The sequence below is a fragment of the Pseudomonas sp. CAN1 genome, assembly GCF_030462585.1.
GTDB lineage: Bacteria > Pseudomonadota > Gammaproteobacteria > Pseudomonadales > Pseudomonadaceae > Pseudomonas.
On sequence record NZ_JASMRU010000044.1, the window covers coordinates 1 to 18129 of the forward strand.

Sequence of the window (18129 nt, forward strand, 5' to 3'; positions counted from 1 at the left end):
AGGAAGCGCTGGTGGTTTTCCGCGCTGAGGGTGCGCAGGTCGGGTACCACGCCGCCGCTGATGGCGTTGATGCCGTGGCACTGCGAGCAGCTGCCGTTGAACAGCTCGCGGCCCTGGTCGATCTGCGCGGTGGTGCCGGTCAGCGCCGGCGGCTCGGGCTTGCGGTCGGCCCACTTGTAGTTGATGTCCGGCAGCTTGGCGGTGCCGCCGAGCTTGTAGGTCAGCACCTGGGCGTTGGGCTTGACCCCGGCGCGCAGCGACAGGGCGCCGGCAAAGGTGGAGAAAGCGCCGCCCCAGCCAGCCATGAAGGTCACGTACTGCTCGCCGTCCACCTCATAGGTGATCGGTGCGGCCATCACGCCGGTGTTGGCCGGGGATTCCCAGAGCTTCTTGCCGGTCTCGGCGGCGTAGGCCACCACACGGCCATCGGCGGTGCCTTCGAACACCAGGTTGCCGGCGGTGCTCAGGGTGCCGCCGTTGAAGATGGTGCTGTAGGGCACTTCCCAGCGCTTTTCCTGCTTCACCGGGTCCCAGGCGATCAGCTTGCCGGTCCAGGTATCGGCGATCTTGCGCAGGCCTTCGGGGTCCTCGGGCATCATCCCGGTGTTGACATCGAGCTGGTAGATGCTCTTGAACTTGGAGCGCGGCGGCGCGCCGTCGACGTCCTGGTACATCGCCGACATGATGTGCGCGGGGATGTACACCAGGCCGGTGTTGGGGTTCCAGGACATCGGCTGCCAGTCGTGGGCGCCCCAGAAGGCCGGCTGGATCAGGCGCGCCTTCTTCTCCGGGTCCTTCCAGTAGTCGGAGACCTTCTCGTTGCGGATCGGCCGGCCGGTCTTCATGTCGATGCCGGTGGCCCAGTTGATCGGGATGAAGTTCTTCGCCGAGAGCAGCTCGCCGGTGGCGCGGTCGATGACGTAGAAGAAGCCGTTCTTCGGCGCCTGCATCAGTACCTTGCGCTGTTTGCCGTCGATCTCCAGGTCCACCAGCATGATGTGCTGGGTGGCGGTGTAGTCCCAGGCGTCGCCGGGGGTGGTCTGGTAGTGCCAGACGTATTCGCCGTTGTCCGGGTTGATCGCGACGATGGACGAGAGGAACAGGTTGTCGCCCTTGCCTTCGCTGCGAATGCGCGGGTTCCACGAGGAGCCGTTGCCGACGCCGATGTACAGCAGGTTCAGCTCGGGGTCGTAGGACATCGAGTCCCACACGGTGCCGCCACCGCCCTGCTTGGCGTAGTTATCGCCGAACCAGGTCTTGGCGGCGATCTCCATACCCTTGCCCTTGGGCATTTCCTTGGGGTCGCCGGGCACGGTGAAGAAGCGCCAGTCCTGCTTGCCGGTCTCGGCGTCGTAGGCGGTGATGTAGCCACGCACACCGAACTCGGCGCCGCCGTTACCGATGATCACCTTGCCCTTCACGATGCGCGGCGCGCCGGTGATGGTGATGCTGCGCGTCGGGTCGCTGCGGGTATCGACACTCCACACGCGCTTGCCGGTCTTGGCGTCGATGGCTTCCAGGCGGCCATCGAGCACGCCGACATAGACCTTGCCCTTCCACACCGCCACACCGCGGTTGACCGCGTCGCAGCAGGCTTCGCCGGCGCGGCTGCGGTCGGACTGCGGGTCGTACTTCCACAGCAGCTCGCCGCTGCGGGCATCCAGCGCGTAGACGATGGAGAACGGCCCGGTGGTGTACATCACGCCATCGACCACGATGGGCGTGGCTTCCACGCCGCGGTCGATGTCCAGCTTGTGGCTCCAGGCCAGGCCCAGGTTGCCGACGTTGCTCTGGTCGATCTTCTTCAGCGGGCTGAAGCGCTGCTCGTCATAGGTACGGCCGGTGGACATCCAGTTGCCCGGCTCGCTGTTGGCGGCGGCGATGCGCTTGCCGTCGACATCGGCAGGATTCTCGGCGGCATGGAGGTTGGGGGACAGACCGGCCATCAGCAGCGAGGCGGTCAGCAGGGAATGACGCAGGGCGGGTTGCAGGCGAACGGAAGGCACGTGCAGGCCAATCGATCTCATGGAGGTTCTCCGATTCTTGTTGATGCCGCGGATCGTTCGCCGCGGCTTGGAAGGCTCAGAGCAACCGTTGTGCCAGGGTTGGCGGAATGGGCTGGAGGTCTCGTCGTTTGGGGCTTCCGGCATTTCCTCCCGAAGGTGATGCGGGTGTTGCGAGCGCTACAGGTGTTGCGCGGGACAGCGGCAGGTGTTGCGCAGGCGGGACGCTGCGAGCGCTCTTGTAGGAGCGGATTCATCCGCGATGGTATTCGGCGCGAAGCGGGGCCAATCGCGGACGGAGTCCGCTCCTACGCGGAGACGAACCGCGGCGCCAAGGTGTTGCGGACGCTTGACGCTGCGAAAGCTCTTGTAGGAGCGGATTCATCCGCGATGATTTCCGGCGCGAAGCGGGGCCAATCGCGGACGGAGTCCGCTCCTACGCGGGGACGAACCGCGGCGCCAAGGTGTTGCGGACGCATGACGCTGCGAAAGCTCTTGTAGGAGCGGATTCATCCGCGATGATTTCCGGCGCGAAGCGGGGCCAGTCGCGGACGGAGTCCGCTCCTACGCGGGGACGAACCGCGACGCCAAGGTGTTGCGGACGCGGGACGCTGCGAGCGCTCTTGTAGGAGCGGATTCATCCGCGAGGGCGTCCGGCGCGAAGCGGGGCCGATCGCGGACGGAGTCCGCTCCCACGCGGGGACGAACCGCGACAGGCCCGGAAAAAGAAAACGCGGCAGAAGCCGCGTTCGACGAAGGCCGTCGCCCGAGGAATGGGCACGGAAGCGGACGGCCACCCGAACGGGCGCGTCGACACAAGGGATGCCCGGTGGAGTGCCAGGCGGTACACCAGAGAAGGGAACCGGCGAACCCGATGGGGGGAAGGCTCGCCGGCTGGCAGCGCTGCGTTAGAAGAAGCCCAGCGGGTTGATGTCGTAGCTCACCAGCAGGTTCTTGGTCTGCTGGTAGTGGTCGAGCATCATCTTGTGGGTTTCGCGGCCGACGCCGGATTTCTTGTAGCCGCCGAACGCGGCGTGGGCCGGGTACAGGTGGTAGCAGTTGGTCCACACGCGGCCGGACTGGATGCCGCGGCCCATGCGCCAGGCGCGGTTGATGTCGCGGGTCCAGACCCCGGCGCCAAGACCGAACTCGGTGTCGTTGGCGATGGCCAGGGCTTCGGCTTCGTCCTTGAAGGTGGTCACACCCACCACCGGGCCGAAGATTTCCTCCTGGAACACGCGCATGCCGTTATGGCCTTTGAGCAGGGTCGGCTGGATGTAGTAACCGCTGGCCAGGTCGCCCTCCAGGCGCTCGCTGGAGCCGCCGGTGAGCAGCTCGGCGCCTTCGCCCTGGGCGATGTCGAGGTAGGAGAGGATCTTCTCGTACTGCTGCTGCGAGGCCTGGGCGCCGACCATGGTGTCGGTGTCCAGCGGGTTGCCGCGCTTGATCGCCTTGATCTTCTTCAGTACCTCGACCATGAACGGCTCGAAGATCGACTCCTGCACCAGCGCCCGCGACGGGCAGGTGCAGACTTCGCCCTGGTTGAAGAAGGCCAGCACCAGGCCCTCGGCGGCCTTCTCGATGAAGGCCGGCTCGGCCTGCATGATGTCCTCGAAGAAGATGTTCGGGCTCTTGCCGCCCAGCTCCACGGTGGACGGGATGATGTTCTCCGCCGCGCAGTGGAGGATATGCGAGCCCACCGGGGTGGAACCGGTGAAGGCGATCTTGGCAATGCGCTTGCTGGTGGCCAGCGCCTGGCCCGCTTCCTTACCGAAACCCTGGACGATGTTCAGCACGCCCGGCGGCAGCAGGTCGCCGATGATCTCGGCCAGCAGCATGATCGACAGCGGGGTCTGTTCCGCCGGCTTGAGCACCACGCAGTTGCCGGCGGCCAGGGCCGGGGCCAGTTTCCACGCGGCCATCAGCAGCGGGAAGTTCCACGGGATGATCTGCCCGACCACGCCCAGCGGTTCGTGGATGTGATAGGCGACGGTGTTCTCGTTGATTTCGGCGGCGCCGCCTTCCTGCGCGCGGATGCAGCCGGCGTAGTAACGGAAGTGGTCGGCGGCCAGCGGCACGTCGGCGTTCAGGGTCTCGCGCACGGCCTTGCCGTTGTCCCAGGTCTCGGCGACGGCGAGCTGTTCCAGGTTCTGCTCAATGCGGTCGGCGATCTTCAGCAGGATCAGCGCGCGGTCCTGCACCGACGTGCGGCCCCAGCTGCCGGCGACGGCATGGGCGGCATCCAGGGCGCGCTCGATGTCCTCGGCGGTAGAGCGCGGGAACTCGGCGATGACCTCACCGTTCACCGGCGAGGTGTTGCTGAAGTACTGGCCCAGCACCGGCGCGACGAACTCGCCACCGATGTAGTTGCCGTAGCGCGGCTTGAGGGTGACGACGGCGCCTGGGGTTCCGGGTGCGGCGTAGATCATGGGGTGCTCTCCTGTCGGGTCCCGGCCTCCTTTGGCCAGGTCATGGAGCGATCTTAGGCAGCGCCCTTCCCGGCCCGGAATGCACCCATGGGCGCGGTGAGTTACTCATTTGGTAGTAGACGCAATGCGTGGGTTCTTCGTAGGAGCGGACTTTGTCCGCGATGTTTTTGGGCTTGGCATTTCTGCGGTGCATCTGCGTGGGCTGAAAGGTTTTGTTTCGCCCCCTCGGGCGAGTCCCTTTTGGCAAACGTCGGATAGCCGCCCTCCCAAAAGGAACCAAAAGGTCTCGCCCCTGACATCCGATCACCTTCGGCCTCCTGAAAGGCGCACTCCGGAGCGTGCGGACGTTTCTCTGGAAGACTTTAAGATCAGAAACCAAAGCTGGAGCCGGAGCGCCGAAGAGTCGCTTTTCGTAGGAGCGGACCTTGTCCGCGAAATCCTCCACGGCGGGAGCGGGAGTCACAGGGATATCGAGTTGCACATCGCCTGTCGGCGATTCGCGGAGAAGCTCCGCTCCTACCAGAGCCCTCCACCCCGCCTACGAAATCCACTCGGCATCCGGTAGGCTGTGGAGACGTCCCGCCCAGAGCCCTGAAACATGCCCGCCCTCACCTGCCCCCACCTGATCGGCCAGCACGTCGAACTCCTGCCGCTGCGCGCGGAACATGCGCAGGCATTGCTGGCAGCAGCCGCCGATGGCGAGTTGTGGAACCTGAAGGTCACGGTGGTGCCCGGCCCGGATACGGTCGCAGGCTACATCGCCAAGGCGGAAAAGGGCCAGGAGGAAGGCAGCGTCCTGCCCTTCGCCATTCTTGACCGGCGCACGGGGAAGATCGTCGGCAGCACGCGCTTCTGGAAGGTCGACCGGGCCAACCGCAAGCTGGAAGTCGGCCACACCTGGCTCGCCCTGTCGGCGCAGCGCACGCCGATCAACAGCGAGGCCAAGCTCCTGCTGCTGACCTATGCCTTCGAGGAACTCGACTGCGTGCGCGTGCAGTTCACCACCGACGAGCTGAACGAGAAGTCCCGCGCTGCCATCCTGCGCCTGGGCGCGGTGCAGGAAGGCATCGTCCGTCATGAGCGCATCATGCCCGACGGGCGCAAGCGCAACTCGGTGCGCTTCAGCATCATCGACAGCGAGTGGCCGGAGGTGAAGGCGCGGCTGCTTGAAAGGCTCGGCCGCGCCCCGAGCTGAGAGCTGCTCAGCCCTGGTAGAACACCTCGTCGCTGTACGGGTACCACCAGGAGTGGATCTGCGGCTGGTGGTCGATGATCACCATCTTCGAGCGACGGAACGCATCCAGCCCCTGGCGACCGAGTTCGCGGCCCATGCCGGACATCTTCCAGCCGCCGAAGGGCAGCGCGTCGTTGTCGATCAGCGGGTTGTTCACCCAGACCATCCCCGCTTCCAGGCGGTCCGCCGCTTCCATGGCTTCGGCCAGGTCGGTGGAGAACAGCGAGGCGCCCAGGCCGAAGGGTGAGTCGTTGGCCAGCCCTACCGCTTCGTCGAAGTCCCTCACCTTGCAGATCGCCGCCACCGGGCCGAAGCATTCCTCGTGGAAGATCGCCATGGCCGGGGTGACGTCGGTGAGGATGGTCGGCTCGTAGTACCAGCCCACCGGGAACTGCTCGGGGATGCGCCCGCCGCAGACCAGCGTGGCGCCCTTGGCGATGGCGTCGTCCACCAGGCGGATGACCTTGGCGCGGGCGGCCTCGCTGACCATCGGGCCGATCTCGGAACGCTCCAGCCCATGGCCGATGCGCAGCGCGCGGGTGCGTTCTGCGAAGCGTGCGACGAACTCGTCATGCACCTCATCGACGACATAGAAGCGCTCCGCCGAGGTGCAGATCTGCCCGCTCAGGTGGAAGGCTGCGGTCACCGCGCCGGCCGCCGCGACTTCCAGCGGCGCATGGCGGGAGATGATCATCGGGTCGCTGCCGCCGGCCTCGATCACCGCCGGTTTCATCCGTTCGGCGCAGGCCACCGCCACCGCCTTGCCGGCGGCGACGCTGCCGGTGAAGGCCACGGCGTGGGTACGCTCGGACTGCACCAGGCGCTGCGCGGTGCTGGCGTCGCCCGGCACGCAGCTGACCATGCCCGCCGGCAGCACCTTGAAGTGCTGCATGAATTTCAGCGTGCACAGTGTGGTGCTTTCCGCCGGCTTGACGATGCAGGCGTTGCCCGCCGCCAGCGAGGCGGCCAGGGTCCAGCACATCAGCAGGATGGGGAAGTTGAACGGCATGATGTGCACGCTGACGCCGTAGGGCTCGTAGCGCACATGCTGGAACGAGCCGAGCTGCGTGGTGCCGGCGACCTTGCCGGCCTCGTCGCGGGCCATTTCGGCGTAATAGCGGAAGATCGGTGCGCAATTGGCCAGCTCGCCCATGGCCTCGGGGAACGGCTTGCCCATTTCCAGGGTCATCAGCCGCGCCACTTCGCGCTGGGTGGCCTGGTCGGTTTCGATGGTGTTGGCCAGTTGGTGGAGGATCGCCGCGCGGGACTTCGCGTCCACCCGCTTCCACTCGCGCTGGGCGGCGTTGGCCGCCTCGATGGTGGCGTCCACGTCCTCGGCATCACAAAGGGCGATGCGCCCGACCGGGGTGAGGTCGGCGGGGTTGATGATGTCGCGCAGGCGCTGCGTCGCCACGCCCTGGTAATCCGGGCCGATGAAACGCAGGGGCAGATCAACGTGAAAGTCGGTCATGGAATGCTCCGCAGGGATTCGGATGAGGCCAGGTGCTGGGCGATCGCGTCGCTCTCCAGCGGCAGGCGCCAGTTCGGCAGATGGGCGTCGAGCAGCGCCGCCAGCGGGCGCAGCTGTTCGCTGTCGAGCGCGCGCTGGAACAGCCGCAGCACGCGCGGCAGGTGCCGGAGGTAGCCGTGCTTGCCATCGCGCTTGGCCAGGCGCACGAAGATGCCCAGCACCTTGGCGTGGCGTTGTGCGGCAAGCACCTGGAAATCGGCCATGAAGCGCCGGCCGTCCACTTCCGGGCGCTGGCTGAGGTAATGGGTGAGCAGGGTCACACGCAGGGTTTCAGGAATGTCGCGGCGCGCGTCTTCGAGCAGGGACATGAGGTCGTAGGCCGGTGCGCCGAACAGCGCATCCTGGAAGTCCAGCAGCCCGCACGCGGCCACACCCGCCCTGCCCTCCAGCAGCATCAGGTTGTCGACGTGGTAGTCGCGCAGCACCAACACTTCGCGGCGCAGGGACACATCACGCAGCAGCGCGGCGAACTCCGCCAGGTAGCGCTCGCGCAGCTGTGCGGCCGCCTCCTCGCCCACCAGCAATGGCGCGTACCAGTCGATGAACAGCGCCGCTTCGTCGGCCAGTTTCTGCCCGTCGTAGGCCGGCACGCCTTCGGCAGCTTGCGGGCCGGCACGGTGCAGGCGCACCAGGGCGTCCACGGCGAGGCGGTACAGCGCCACCTCGTCATGACCGTCGGCGAGCAGCCGGGTGTAGGTGGCGTGGCCGAAGTCCTCCACCAGGGCCAGGCCCAGCTCGCGGTCGGCGCCCAGCACATTGGGCGCCGACAGCCCGCAATCGCGCAGCAGCTGCGCCACCCGCAGGTAAGGGGCCAGCGGCTCGGCGCCGGGTGGCGAGTCCATCAGCAGCAGTCCCTTGCCGTCGAGGCGGAAGTAGCGCCGCATCGAGGCATCCGCCGGCAGCGCGGTGATGGCCGCGCCGGCCAGGCCGCTGCCGGCGAGGAAGGTCTCGCGGGCGGCGGCACGGGTGGTTTCGCAAGGCAGGTTCATGGCATCACCGGATCATGTAGACCTTCTTGATGGTCTCGTGCACGGTGCACACGCCCTTCCAGTCCTTGGGGAAGAAGGCTGCGGTGTCCGGCTCGATCTCAATCACCTCGCCGGACTCGTGCACGTAGGTGCAGCGGCCCTCGAGGAAATGGCAGAACTCGTCGCTGGTCACATGGCAGAACCACTTGCCCGGCGTGCAGTGCCAGATGCCGCATTCGGACTGGCCGTCAGGCCCCTTGTGCAGGACCACGCCGCTGACATGGGACTCGCCTTCGAGCATGGTCGGGATCACGCCCCAGTCCTTGAGTTCGGTGACTTGCAGGGGGCGGTAGATAACGGGGGTCTTCATGGATATCTCCTTCGATGGCAGTCCGCACGGACTGCCGGGTAAGGCGCAGGGCGAATAAACGCTTGCGGTTATCCGCCGATGGGTTCGGGTGGAAATCGACGACGGATAACGCTTGAGGCGTTATGCGCCCTACGATCGAAAATCGGGCCGGGCGTAGGGCGCGTAACCGCTTGCGGTTATCCGCCGATGGGTTCGGAAATCAGGCCAGCATGTAGAGATTGCGCAGCGTGCTGTGCACGGTGCATTCGCCGGTCCAGCCGGCCGGGAACAGCACCAGGGTGTCGGGTTCGACCTCGATCACCTCGCCCTCGTCGGAGCGGTAGGTGGCGCGGCCGGCGACGAAGTGGCAGAGCTCGTCGCGCGGGATCGACAGCCGCCAGCGGCCGGGGGTGCAGACCCACAGGCCGGTTTCCGGGCTGTTGTTCGGCCCCTTGAACAGCAGACGGCCGCTGGAGTGCGAGACGCCCTCCAGCGCGTCGGACTGCACGCCCCAGTCCACCAGGTCGTCGTAGTCGCGGGCGCCGCGGATGTGCGGCGCGGTCGAGTCGCCCTTGAAGAAGGCAGCCTTGAACTCAGCCATGGCTCACCGCCTTGCCCTGGACGAGCTGGTCGAGGATGCGCGCGGCATCTTCCGGGCCCTTGCGCGAGCGCATGTAGTCGCTGGTGCGCGCCAGGCGCCCCTGCATAAGCTCGTCACCGAGCAGTTGGGCGATGTTGCGCGCCAGGTCTTCCTCGCTCCAGTCGTAGCGGTCCATGCGCAGGCCGTGGCCGCTTTCCTGGGCGCGCATGGCGTTGTCGTGGCCGTCCCAGACGTAGGGCATGACGATGGCCGGCTTACCGAAGAACAGGCACTCGGTGAAGCTGTTGTTGCCGCCGTGGTGGATCACCCCGTCGACCTGGGCGATCACCGAGGGCTGCGGGTACCAGTTGGAGACGATGACGTTGTCCGGCAGGTCGGTGTATTTCTCCACGTGCTCGCCGACGTTGAACAGCGCGCGGTACGGCAGCTTGCCGATGGTGGTGACCAGGCGCTTGAGCAGCTCGACGTCGCCCGAGCCCAGGCTGCCGAAGCTGACGTACAGCAGCGGCTTGTCGTTGTGCGCCTTGAACTGAGGAATCTCATAGGGCTTGTCGCTACGCACGCAGCCCTGCAGGTAGTGGAACTGCCGCGCCGGCAGCGGATGGCGGCGCTCGAACTTCACCGGGTCCGGATACAGCAGCAGGTTCATGTACGGCGACTCTTCGAAGAAGGTGCCCAGCGGATACGGGCGCTCGCCGCACTCGGCAAGGAAGTCGTTGAAGTCGGCATGGATCGGCGCGATCACGTCCTCGAAGCGCTTCTGGAAGCGCGCGTGGCCGTCCTTGTCGTCCACGCTCATGCCCGACAGGTACGGTGGGATGTCCGGGTCGTGCACTTCGTTTTCCGAGCAGGAGATGATCCGCACCCAGGGCTTGCCGTAGTGCTTGATGGCCGGGAAGAGGATCACGTTGTCGACGCAGATCAGGTCCGGCTTGATCCGGTCGAGGATCGCCGGCAGCTCCTTCTGCGCCCACTTGGAGGTGGAGACGATGGCCTCCCAGCACTCCTTCACGTAGTTGTCGAGCTGGTCGATCGGCGCCTTGCGGAAATTGGGGATGTGGCCGTTGATGAAGTCGGTCCAGTAGCGCGCCATCTCCTCGGCCGGCATCGGCTCGGACATGTTCACGTAGTGCTCCTCGAAGCCGTAGGCCGAGTACACCCCGGTCATCCCCGGATCGGTGAGGAACACCGCCTTGTGCCCCAGCGCCTCGCAGGCCTGGGCGATGCCTACCGAATTGAGGGCCGGGCCGTAGGCGGCCTCGGGGAAGAATGCGATGACCTTGCGTTCACTACTCATGGTGCTCTCCGTTCATGGGGCAGGCCCATTAGTCTTGTTCTTAGGCGATCAGTGAGTCAGCACGCGGCCGTGCCGCGCATCCCAGCCCAGGCGCACCGGCATGCCGGCGGCGAGGCGCAAGAAGTCGTAGTCCGAAGACGGCACGCGAACGATCAGCGGCTTGCTGGAGAGCGCCGTGTTCACGTGCAGGTTGGTGTCCAGGCCGTGGTAGGCCACTTCGGCTACCTCGCCATGGATCTGGTTGTCGGTGGCCGGCGTGGCGTCGGTGAGCACGCGCAAACGTTCCGGGCGCAGCGCCAGGGTCACGCTCTCCGGGCTGGATTCGGCAGTGGTCTCGATGTTCAGCACCTGGTCGCCGGCCTGCAGGCGATTGGTGCCCACGCGGCGGCCTTCGATCAGGTTGCTGACGCCGATGAAGTCGGCGACGAAGCGGCTGCCCGGGTTCTCGTACAGCTCGCTGGGGCTGCCGCACTGGCAGACCTTGCCGTCGCGCAGCACGGCCATGCGGTCGGACATGACCAGGGCTTCCTCCTGGTCGTGGGTGACCATGATGAAAGTGATGCCGCTCTCGTGCTGCAGGCGCTTGAGTTCCAGCTGCATCTTCTCGCGCAGCTTCTTGTCCAGCGCGCCGAGGGGTTCGTCCAGCAGCAGCACACGCGGGCGCTTGACCAGCGCGCGGGCCAGTGCGACGCGTTGGCGCTGGCCGCCGGAAAGCTGGTCCGGCCGGCGGTTGGCCAGCGGGCGGAGCTGCGCGGTCTCCAGCACCGCATCGACGCGCTGGCGGATCTCGGCGGCCGGCAGCTTCTCCATCTCCAGGCCGTAGGCGATGTTGCCGCGCACGGTCATGTTGGGGAACAGCGCATAGGACTGGAACATCAGGTTCAGCGGGCGCTTGTTCGGCGGCAGCGGCGAGATGTCCTGGCCGTTGAGGTAGATGGCGCCGGAGCTGGGCGTCTCGAAGCCGGCGATCATGCGCATCAGGGTGGTCTTGCCGCAGCCGGACGGGCCGAGCAGCGCGAAGAACTCGTTCTCGCGGATGCTCAGCGACACCTGGTCCACCGCCGTCAGGCCCTCGCCGTAGGATTTGCTCACCTGCTCCAGCACGAGCAGGTCGGATGACTTAGTCATGGGCTTTGGGCACCTTGTTCAGACGTTGGGAGGCGAACAGCGCGGTGAAGCTGACCAGCATCACCAGGGTGGCGAGGGCGTTGATTTCCGGGGTCACGCCGAAGCGGATCATCGAGTAGATCTGCATCGGCAGCGTGGTGGAGGCGCTGCCGGAGCCGGAGTTGAAGAAGGCGATGATGAATTCGTCCACCGACAGGGTGAACGCCAGCAGCCCGCCGGCCATCACGCCGGGGAAGATCGCCGGCAGCAGCACGCGGCGCGCGGTGGTGAACCAGCCGGCGCCCAGGTCGATGGAGGCTTCGAGGATCGAGTAGTCGAAGTGCTTGAGCCGTGTGCGCACCACCGCGCAGACGAAGGCGATGTTGAACACCACGTGGCTGAGGATGATGGAGTGCAGCCCCAGGCTCATCTTCAGCAGGTTGAAGAAGCTCAGCAGCGCGATGGCGAGGACGATGTCGGGGATGATCATCGGCGCCATCAGCAGCGTGTCAGCCAGGTTCGCGCCCTTCTTGCCGGGGTTGTTGCGGGCGCGCATTTCCACGCCGAGGGCGAGCAGCGTGCCGAGCAGGCAGGCGATGAAGGTGGAGGTCAGCGCGACGATCAGGGTGTTCAGCGCCGCGTGCTGGATCGAGGCATTGGCCAGCAGCTTGGCGTACCACTTCAGCGAGGCGCCGCCCCAGGCGGTGGGCAGGCCGCTGGCGTTGAACGACAGCAGGATCAGCACCAGGATCGGCACATAGAGGAAGGCGTAGACCAGCCACAGGTGCGCGCCGAGGGCAATACCGGATGAATTACGCATGGCGTTCGCCCTCCGCACCCTGGGCCCGGCGCGAGACCATGGCCTGGATGAACAGCAGCAGCATCATGATGCCGATCAGGAAGAAGCTCAGCGCCGCGCCGAACGGCCAGTCGCGCGCGGTGAGGAACTGCGCGTAGATCAGGTTGCCGACCATCTGCACCTGCTTGCCGCCCAAGAGGTCGGCGGTGATGAAGTTGCCGATGGAGAGCACGAAGACGAACACCGCGCCGGCGGCCACGCCCGGCACCGACAGCGGCAGGATCACCCGGCGGAAGGTGGTCCAGCCGGAGGCGCCGAGGTCCCGCGAGGCTTCCCAGAGTTCGTTGTCGATGCGCGACAGCGAGCTGTAGATGGCGAGGATGACGAAGGGGATGTAGTTGTAGACCAGCCCGAGCACCACGGTGGCGTCGGTGTACAGCAGGCTGATCGGCTCGCCGCTGTAGCCCAGCAGGTTGAACAGCCGGTTGAGCAGGCCTTCGCGGTTGAGCAGGACGATCCAGGCGTAGGTGCGGATCAGGTAGTTGCTCCAGAACGGCAGCATCACCAGGAACAGGAACACCGCCTGCCGGCGCGGCGTGCTGCGGGTGATGGCGTAGGCCGCCGGGTAGCCGATGAGCACCGCGAACAGCGTGGCCAGGCCGGCGATCTTCGCCGAGCGCAGGAGGATGTCGAGGTACAGCGGGTCCACCGCACGGCGGTAGTTTTCCCAGGTGAACACGTAGTCGATGCCGCCATAGGCACCGCGTTCGAGGAAGCTGTAGACCAGCACCAGCAGGCACGGCAGCAGCAGGAACAGGGCCAGCCAGCCAAGGCCGGGGGCGAGCAGCCAGGCCGAGAGTTTCCGGTCGGCGGACAAAGCGGTCATGCGTAGTTCCCCCAACCCCACGCCAGGCGGGGTGCTTCAGGGTTATTCCGGAGAGGGTTGCGGGGCGCCGGCGCGGCGCCCCTTCGGTCCTACTGCGAGTGGCCTTACTGCGCCGCCATGATTTCCGTTACTGCGCGGGTATAGGCCTTCTGCGTCGAACCGCCGACATCACGCAACTGCTGCTGCTTGACCAGCTCGGCCGGCGTGGTGGTGAGGTTCGGGTACTTGGCCAGCAGGTCCGGCTTGAGCGTCGCCATCGCCGCCTGGTTGGGCACCTTGTAGAGGATGTTCTCGGCGACCCAGGCGTGGTTTTCCGGCTCCAGCATGTAGTTGATGAAGCGGTAGGCGGCGTCGGGATGCTTCGAGCTTTTCAGCACCACCATGGTGTCGACCCAGAGGTCGGAACCTTCCTTGGGCACGACGAACTTGATCGACTCGTTGGCCTGGGTGCCGTAGTTGCACCAGCCATCCCAGGCGTGGGCCATCAGCGCCTCGCCGGAGGCCAGCTTGGAGTAGAAGGTGGTGTCGTCGAAGGACAGCAGGCGCTTCTTGGTGGCGATAAGCTGATCGCGCACCGCGTTGATCTGGTCCGGGTTGCCGTCGTTCACCGACCAGCCATTGGCGAGGAAGCCGGCGCCCAGCAGCCAGCGGTCGGTGGCGAGCATGGTGGTCTTGCCCTTGAGGGCATCGGAGGGCTTGAGCAGGTCGCTCCAGCTGGAAGGCGCCGGGCTGACCTTGTCCGAGCGGTAGCAGATGCCGGTGGTGCCCCAGGTGTAAGGCACGGAGAAGTGGTTGCCGACGTCGTACTCGAGCTTCTGCGCTTCGGGGTAAAGGTTCTTCAGGTTCGGCACCTTGGCCGGATCGATCTCGGCGAGCAGGCCCTGCTTGTGCAGGATCTCGGCAAACGGCGAGGACACGAACACCACGTCATAGCCTTCGCCGCCGGAGGCCATGAGCTTGCCCATGATCTCTTCGTTGGTGGCGTGGAGGGATTTGTCGGCTTCGAGGCCGGTGGCCTTCTGGAACTTCTCCAGGTTGTCCGGGGCCATGTAGCCGTCCCAGATGGAGATCACCAGATCCTTGGCACTGGCCGTGGTGGCGGACAGCGTGAGCGCGAGGGTTGCCCCTGCGTAGAGCATGGTCTTCAGCTTCATCTTGCGCACCTGACGATGGTTGTTGTTGTGTCGACGGCAGCGGAACGAAAAGCGTACTACATGTCTTTTTTTCAAAATAAAAACCGAACCACTGGCGAAGTCAACCATTTCTTGCATTCTTGTTGGACCACCCACGCTGTGGCATAAGGGGTCGCCCCGCGCCCACCCGCCTGCCGAGGCCTGCTGGAGAGAAGCCGCTTGAGCAAGGACACCGAGAAAAGACCGCGCACCAACCACCTGGAACTGGCCCGGCGGATCATCGAGCACGCCCAGGACACGGGGCTGGGCGATGGCGACGGGCTGTCCGAGCAGCAGCTGGCGCGCACCTTCGGCGTATCGCGCACGCTGATCCGCGCGGGGCTGGACCTGCTGCTGGAACAGCAACTGGTGGCCCACGAGCCGGGCAAGGGCTATCGCCTCGCCGCCGACCCTTCCGCCCAGGTGCTCGGCCCGGCCCTGCCCCAGGCCGAAGAGCAGGCGCTGGCCGCCTCGGTGCTGCGCGACCGCATGGCCGGGCGGCTGGGCAACAGCCTCAGCGCCAGCGAGCTGATGCGCCGCTACGACATCGGCCGTGCCGCCGCGCAGAAGGTGCTCGCGCAGCTCAGCGAAGACCAGGTGCTGGAGCGTGGCGCCGGGCAGAGCTGGTCGTTCCGTCCGCTGCTGAACAATCTTGCGGCGCTGGAAGACAGCCTGCGCTACCGGCTGATCCTCGAGCCCGAAGCGCTGCTCGCGCCCGGCTTCGACCCCGACCTGGCACGCCTCGCTCTGCTGCGCGGCGCCATGGAAGATTTGCTCGGCGCACCCATCGAGCGCTTCGACGTGGCGCAGTTCCGCGAGCTGGACATCGGCTTCCATGAGCTGATCGCCCAGGGCTGCGGCAACCGCTTCGTCGGCGACGCCCTGCTGCAGCACCAGCGCCTGCGCCGCCTGCCCAACCTGCTGCCGATGGTCAGCGTGCACCGCCTGCAGGAAGCCCTGCGCGAGCACCTGCGGATCATCGAGCAGATCGAACGCGGCCAGCTGGAAGTCGCCGCCGACCTTATGCGCCTGCACCTGCGGCTGTCCTTCGCGCAGCGCCCGCAGACCGCCAACCGCGGGATTCCGCAGTCGTTCGCCGTGGGCCGTCGCTGATTATTTTTCTCTCACGGTGTTTTTTTTAACGAAAAAATGCAGTATCAGTTTCACGCAGTGCCCGTGAGCAACGCCCGGATGTGCCCATGACGCAAAGAACAAGAACCATCGCCTTCTTCCCCGAGGCCAGCTTCGGCGCCGCGCTGAACTGCATCGGTATCGCCCAGGCCCTGCGCGAACTCGGCGCCCGTCCGGTGTTCATCTGCCATGCGCACTTCCAGGGCATCTTCGCCGAGTACGGTTTCGCCGAGTACCCGCTGCAGCTGGACTCGCCGCTCTCCGCCGCCGACCACCAGCACTACTGGGAGCGCTTCATCGAGCGCAACGTGCCCTACTTCGATCAGCCGCCCCTGGCGCAGATCGACAGCTATGTGGCGCCGGCCTGGGAAGCCATCATCGACACCGCCATCGAGTCGGAAAAGCCGCTGCAGCAGTTGCTCGCCCGGCTCAAGCCCGACGCCATCGTGCTGGACAACGTGGTCAGCTTCCCGGCCATCGCCGCCGCCAGCTGCCCCTGGGTGCGCATGGTCTCCTGCGCGGAAACCGAGCTGCCCGACGCCGCCGTGCCACCCTACCTGTCTGGCGCCAGCAGCCGCGATGCGCAGGCCTGCACGAGCTACCGCGAGCACTACCTGCAAGCAACCAGGCCGGCACACGAGCGCTTCGCCCGCTTCCTCGCCGAGTGCGGCCACTCCGCCCTGCCGGCCGGCCAGTTTCTCGAAGATTCGCCCTGGCTCAACCTGCTGCTGTCGCCGACGCCAGTACGCTACGAACGCGACAAACCGCTGCCAGCCGAGCGCTACCTGTACCTCGACGGCTGCGTGCGCAGCGAGGCGCCATACATCCCGCCGCAATTCCCCCGGCATGACGACGCTCCGCTGATCTACGTGAGCTTCGGCAGCCTCGGCGCCGCCGACGTGGCGATGATGCGCCGGCTGATCGACGCGGTAGCGCAGCTGCCCTACCGCTTCCTGATCAACGTCGGCGCCTACCGCGAGCACTACGACACGGTGCCGGACAACGTCTACCTCGACAGCTGGTACCCGCAGCCGGCAGTGCTGCGCGAGTGCCAGCTGTTCATCCACCACGGCGGCAACAACAGCTTCTGCGAGGCGCTGTATTTCGGCCTGCCGTCGGTGATCATTCCCTACTGCTGGGACGGCCACGACAACGCCCGGCGCGCCGACGAAGTGGGCGTGGCGCGCTATCTGCCGCGCTTCGAGAACCCGCTGGCGGCGCTGCCCGCTGCCCTCACCGAACTGCTTGAGGACAAGGCCATGGCGCAGCGCCTGAGCGCCGTTCGCGAGCAGATGCAGGCATCGCGCGGCACCGAAGCCGCGGCGCGGGCGATCCTCGGCATCTGCGCCGACTGAGGGCAGATTGGCTCCGTCGAAGTACCAGCGATTGGCACTCGGCGTCGGACCATTCCACCCGTAAGCTGGGCTCCAGCCACCCTGGAGCCCGGCATGACCGCCTTCGATGACCAACCGAACCTGCTCGGCGACACCCTGCAATTGCGCCCGCTGCGCGCCGATGATTTCGACGCGCTCTACGCAGCCGCCAACGCCCCCGAAACCTGGGCCGGCCACCCGGCCACCGAGCGCTATCGCCGCGAGGTGTTCGAGCCCTACTTCCAGTTCCTGGTGCGGGCCGGCGGCTGCCTGCTGATCCTCGACCGGCAGACGGGCGAAGCCATCGGCTGCTCGCGCTACTACCCGGTGCCGGACCAACCGGCCGACATCGGCATCGGCTTCACCTTCATCAACCACCGCTACTGGGGCGGCGCCACCAATCGCGAGCTGAAGACGCTGATGCTCGACCACGCCTTCCGGCGTTTCGAGCGTGTGTGGTTCCACATTGCCCCGAGCAATATCCGCTCGCAGAAGGGCACGGCAAAGCTGGGCGCGACGCTGGCCTACCAGGCCGAGCTGGACCTCTCCGGCACGCCCGCACCATGGCTGTGCTACGAGCTGCCACGCGAGCGCTGGGCCAGCGTCTCAGCCCGCTAGAAAACGCCTGCCAGCCCAAGGCGAGCAGCAGCGGCGATAGCCAGGGATTTACGCGAAGCGGCCAGCGGCCATACAATTGACAATAATTATCAATTGCATGCCAGTACGCCATGGACAAGTCCGCCGATCCCCTGCGCCGCGCCCTGCACGAGCTCTACGTCGATCACCATGGCTGGCTGGTTTCCTGGCTGCGCCGCGTGCTGGGCTGCCCGCACAACGCGGCGGACGTCTCCCACGACACCTTCATTCGCCTGCTGCGCTCGCCCGAGCGGCTGGCCGACCTGCGTCAGCCGCGCGCGTTCCTGAGCACCACGGCGCGCCGGCTGATCATTGACGAATCGAGGCGCAAGCGGCTGGAAGCGGCCTACCTGGCGGAACTGGCGCAGCAGAGCGAGCACTGCGACGGAGCGCCCTCTCCGGAACGACTGAATACCACCCTGGAACTGCTCGAACGCCTGTGCTTCGCCCTTGACGGCCTGGGCGCCAAGGCCCGCGAAGTCTTCCTGTTGCGTTACCTGAGCCAGTTGTCCCAGGCAGAAATCGCCGTGCAGCTGTCGATCTCCGAGCGCATGGTGCGGCGCTACCTGGTGCAGGCGCTGGTGCACTGCAACCAGGCGCTGGATGTCTGAGC

16 protein-coding genes are annotated in these 18129 nt (G+C 66.3%); 5 read left to right on the forward strand and 11 right to left on the reverse strand.

Translation table 11 applies throughout. The features are described 5' to 3' along the window. Nucleotides 1–2027 (reverse strand): PQQ-dependent dehydrogenase, methanol/ethanol family (locus QO207_RS28725; RefSeq protein ID WP_301535650.1); only part of this gene is annotated, 2027 nt, incomplete at its 3' end. An 884-nt stretch (nt 2028–2911) separates the two neighbouring features. Continuing rightward, complete coding sequence (locus QO207_RS28730) at nt 2912–4432, reverse strand: aldehyde dehydrogenase family protein (protein ID WP_301535651.1); 1521 nt, start codon at nt 4430–4432, stop codon at nt 2912–2914. Nucleotides 4433–5030: 598 nt separating this feature from the next. Here QO207_RS28730 and QO207_RS28735 point away from each other — a divergent pair. Beyond that, nucleotides 5031–5627, forward strand: coding sequence for a GNAT family N-acetyltransferase (locus QO207_RS28735; RefSeq protein WP_301535652.1), 597 nt, complete (start codon nt 5031–5033; stop codon nt 5625–5627). 7 nt (nt 5628–5634) lie between these two features. Here the strand turns inward: QO207_RS28735 and QO207_RS28740 are convergent, their stop codons facing one another. The 9 genes from QO207_RS28740 to QO207_RS28780 all read right to left on the reverse strand — a co-directional run bounded on the left by QO207_RS28740 (nt 5635) and on the right by QO207_RS28780 (nt 14358). Further along, a complete protein-coding gene (locus QO207_RS28740) occupies nt 5635–7137 on the reverse strand; it encodes an aldehyde dehydrogenase (protein ID WP_301535653.1) in 1503 nt (500 codons plus the stop codon). Beyond that, on the reverse strand, nt 7134–8186 hold the full coding sequence (locus QO207_RS28745) for an aminoglycoside phosphotransferase family protein (protein WP_301535654.1): 1053 nt from the start codon (nt 8184–8186) through the stop codon (nt 7134–7136). The genes QO207_RS28740 and QO207_RS28745 overlap by 4 nt, the downstream gene beginning before the upstream one ends. 4 nt (nt 8187–8190) lie before the next feature. Beyond that, a complete protein-coding gene (locus QO207_RS28750; protein WP_301535655.1) occupies nt 8191–8535 on the reverse strand; it encodes a cupin domain-containing protein in 345 nt (114 codons plus the stop codon). Between the two features lie 199 nt (nt 8536–8734). After that, nucleotides 8735–9115 (reverse strand): cupin domain-containing protein, encoded by a 381-nt coding sequence (locus QO207_RS28755; protein WP_301535656.1) that lies wholly within the window; start codon nt 9113–9115, stop codon nt 8735–8737. After that, nucleotides 9108–10412: a glycosyltransferase gene (locus tag QO207_RS28760; RefSeq protein ID WP_301535657.1), complete on the reverse strand. Its 1305-nt coding sequence runs from the start codon at nt 10410–10412 to the stop codon at nt 9108–9110. Before QO207_RS28760 ends, QO207_RS28755 begins: the two co-directional genes overlap by 8 nt. A gap of 48 nt (nt 10413–10460) precedes the next feature. Next, on the reverse strand, nt 10461–11540 hold the full coding sequence (locus QO207_RS28765) for an ABC transporter ATP-binding protein (RefSeq protein ID WP_301535658.1): 1080 nt from the start codon (nt 11538–11540) through the stop codon (nt 10461–10463). Then, nucleotides 11533–12339, reverse strand: coding sequence for an ABC transporter permease (locus QO207_RS28770; protein ID WP_138216992.1), 807 nt, complete (start codon nt 12337–12339; stop codon nt 11533–11535). Before QO207_RS28770 ends, QO207_RS28765 begins: the two co-directional genes overlap by 8 nt. Beyond that, nucleotides 12332–13204: an ABC transporter permease gene (locus tag QO207_RS28775; protein WP_081518266.1), complete on the reverse strand. Its 873-nt coding sequence runs from the start codon at nt 13202–13204 to the stop codon at nt 12332–12334. Before QO207_RS28775 ends, QO207_RS28770 begins: the two co-directional genes overlap by 8 nt. Nucleotides 13205–13308: 104 nt before the next feature. Further along, nucleotides 13309–14358 (reverse strand): spermidine/putrescine ABC transporter substrate-binding protein, encoded by a 1050-nt coding sequence (locus QO207_RS28780; RefSeq protein ID WP_301535659.1) that lies wholly within the window; start codon nt 14356–14358, stop codon nt 13309–13311. A 198-nt stretch (nt 14359–14556) separates the two neighbouring features. Here QO207_RS28780 and QO207_RS28785 point away from each other — a divergent pair, with 198 nt between their 5' ends. The 4 genes from QO207_RS28785 to QO207_RS28800 all read left to right on the forward strand — a co-directional run bounded on the left by QO207_RS28785 (nt 14557) and on the right by QO207_RS28800 (nt 18127). Beyond that, nucleotides 14557–15489: a GntR family transcriptional regulator gene (locus QO207_RS28785; RefSeq protein ID WP_301535660.1), complete on the forward strand. Its 933-nt coding sequence runs from the start codon at nt 14557–14559 to the stop codon at nt 15487–15489. Between the two features lie 86 nt (nt 15490–15575). Beyond that, nucleotides 15576–16862, forward strand: coding sequence for a glycosyltransferase (locus tag QO207_RS28790; RefSeq protein WP_301535661.1), 1287 nt, complete (start codon nt 15576–15578; stop codon nt 16860–16862). A gap of 93 nt (nt 16863–16955) precedes the next feature. Next, nucleotides 16956–17498: a GNAT family N-acetyltransferase gene (locus QO207_RS28795; RefSeq protein WP_301535662.1), complete on the forward strand. Its 543-nt coding sequence runs from the start codon at nt 16956–16958 to the stop codon at nt 17496–17498. 110 nt (nt 17499–17608) lie between these two features. Further along, nucleotides 17609–18127 carry a sigma-70 family RNA polymerase sigma factor gene (locus QO207_RS28800; RefSeq protein WP_301535663.1) on the forward strand — a complete coding sequence of 173 codons (519 nt, stop codon included), beginning with the start codon at nt 17609–17611 and terminating at the stop codon, nt 18125–18127. Nucleotides 18128–18129 lie beyond the last annotated feature (2 nt).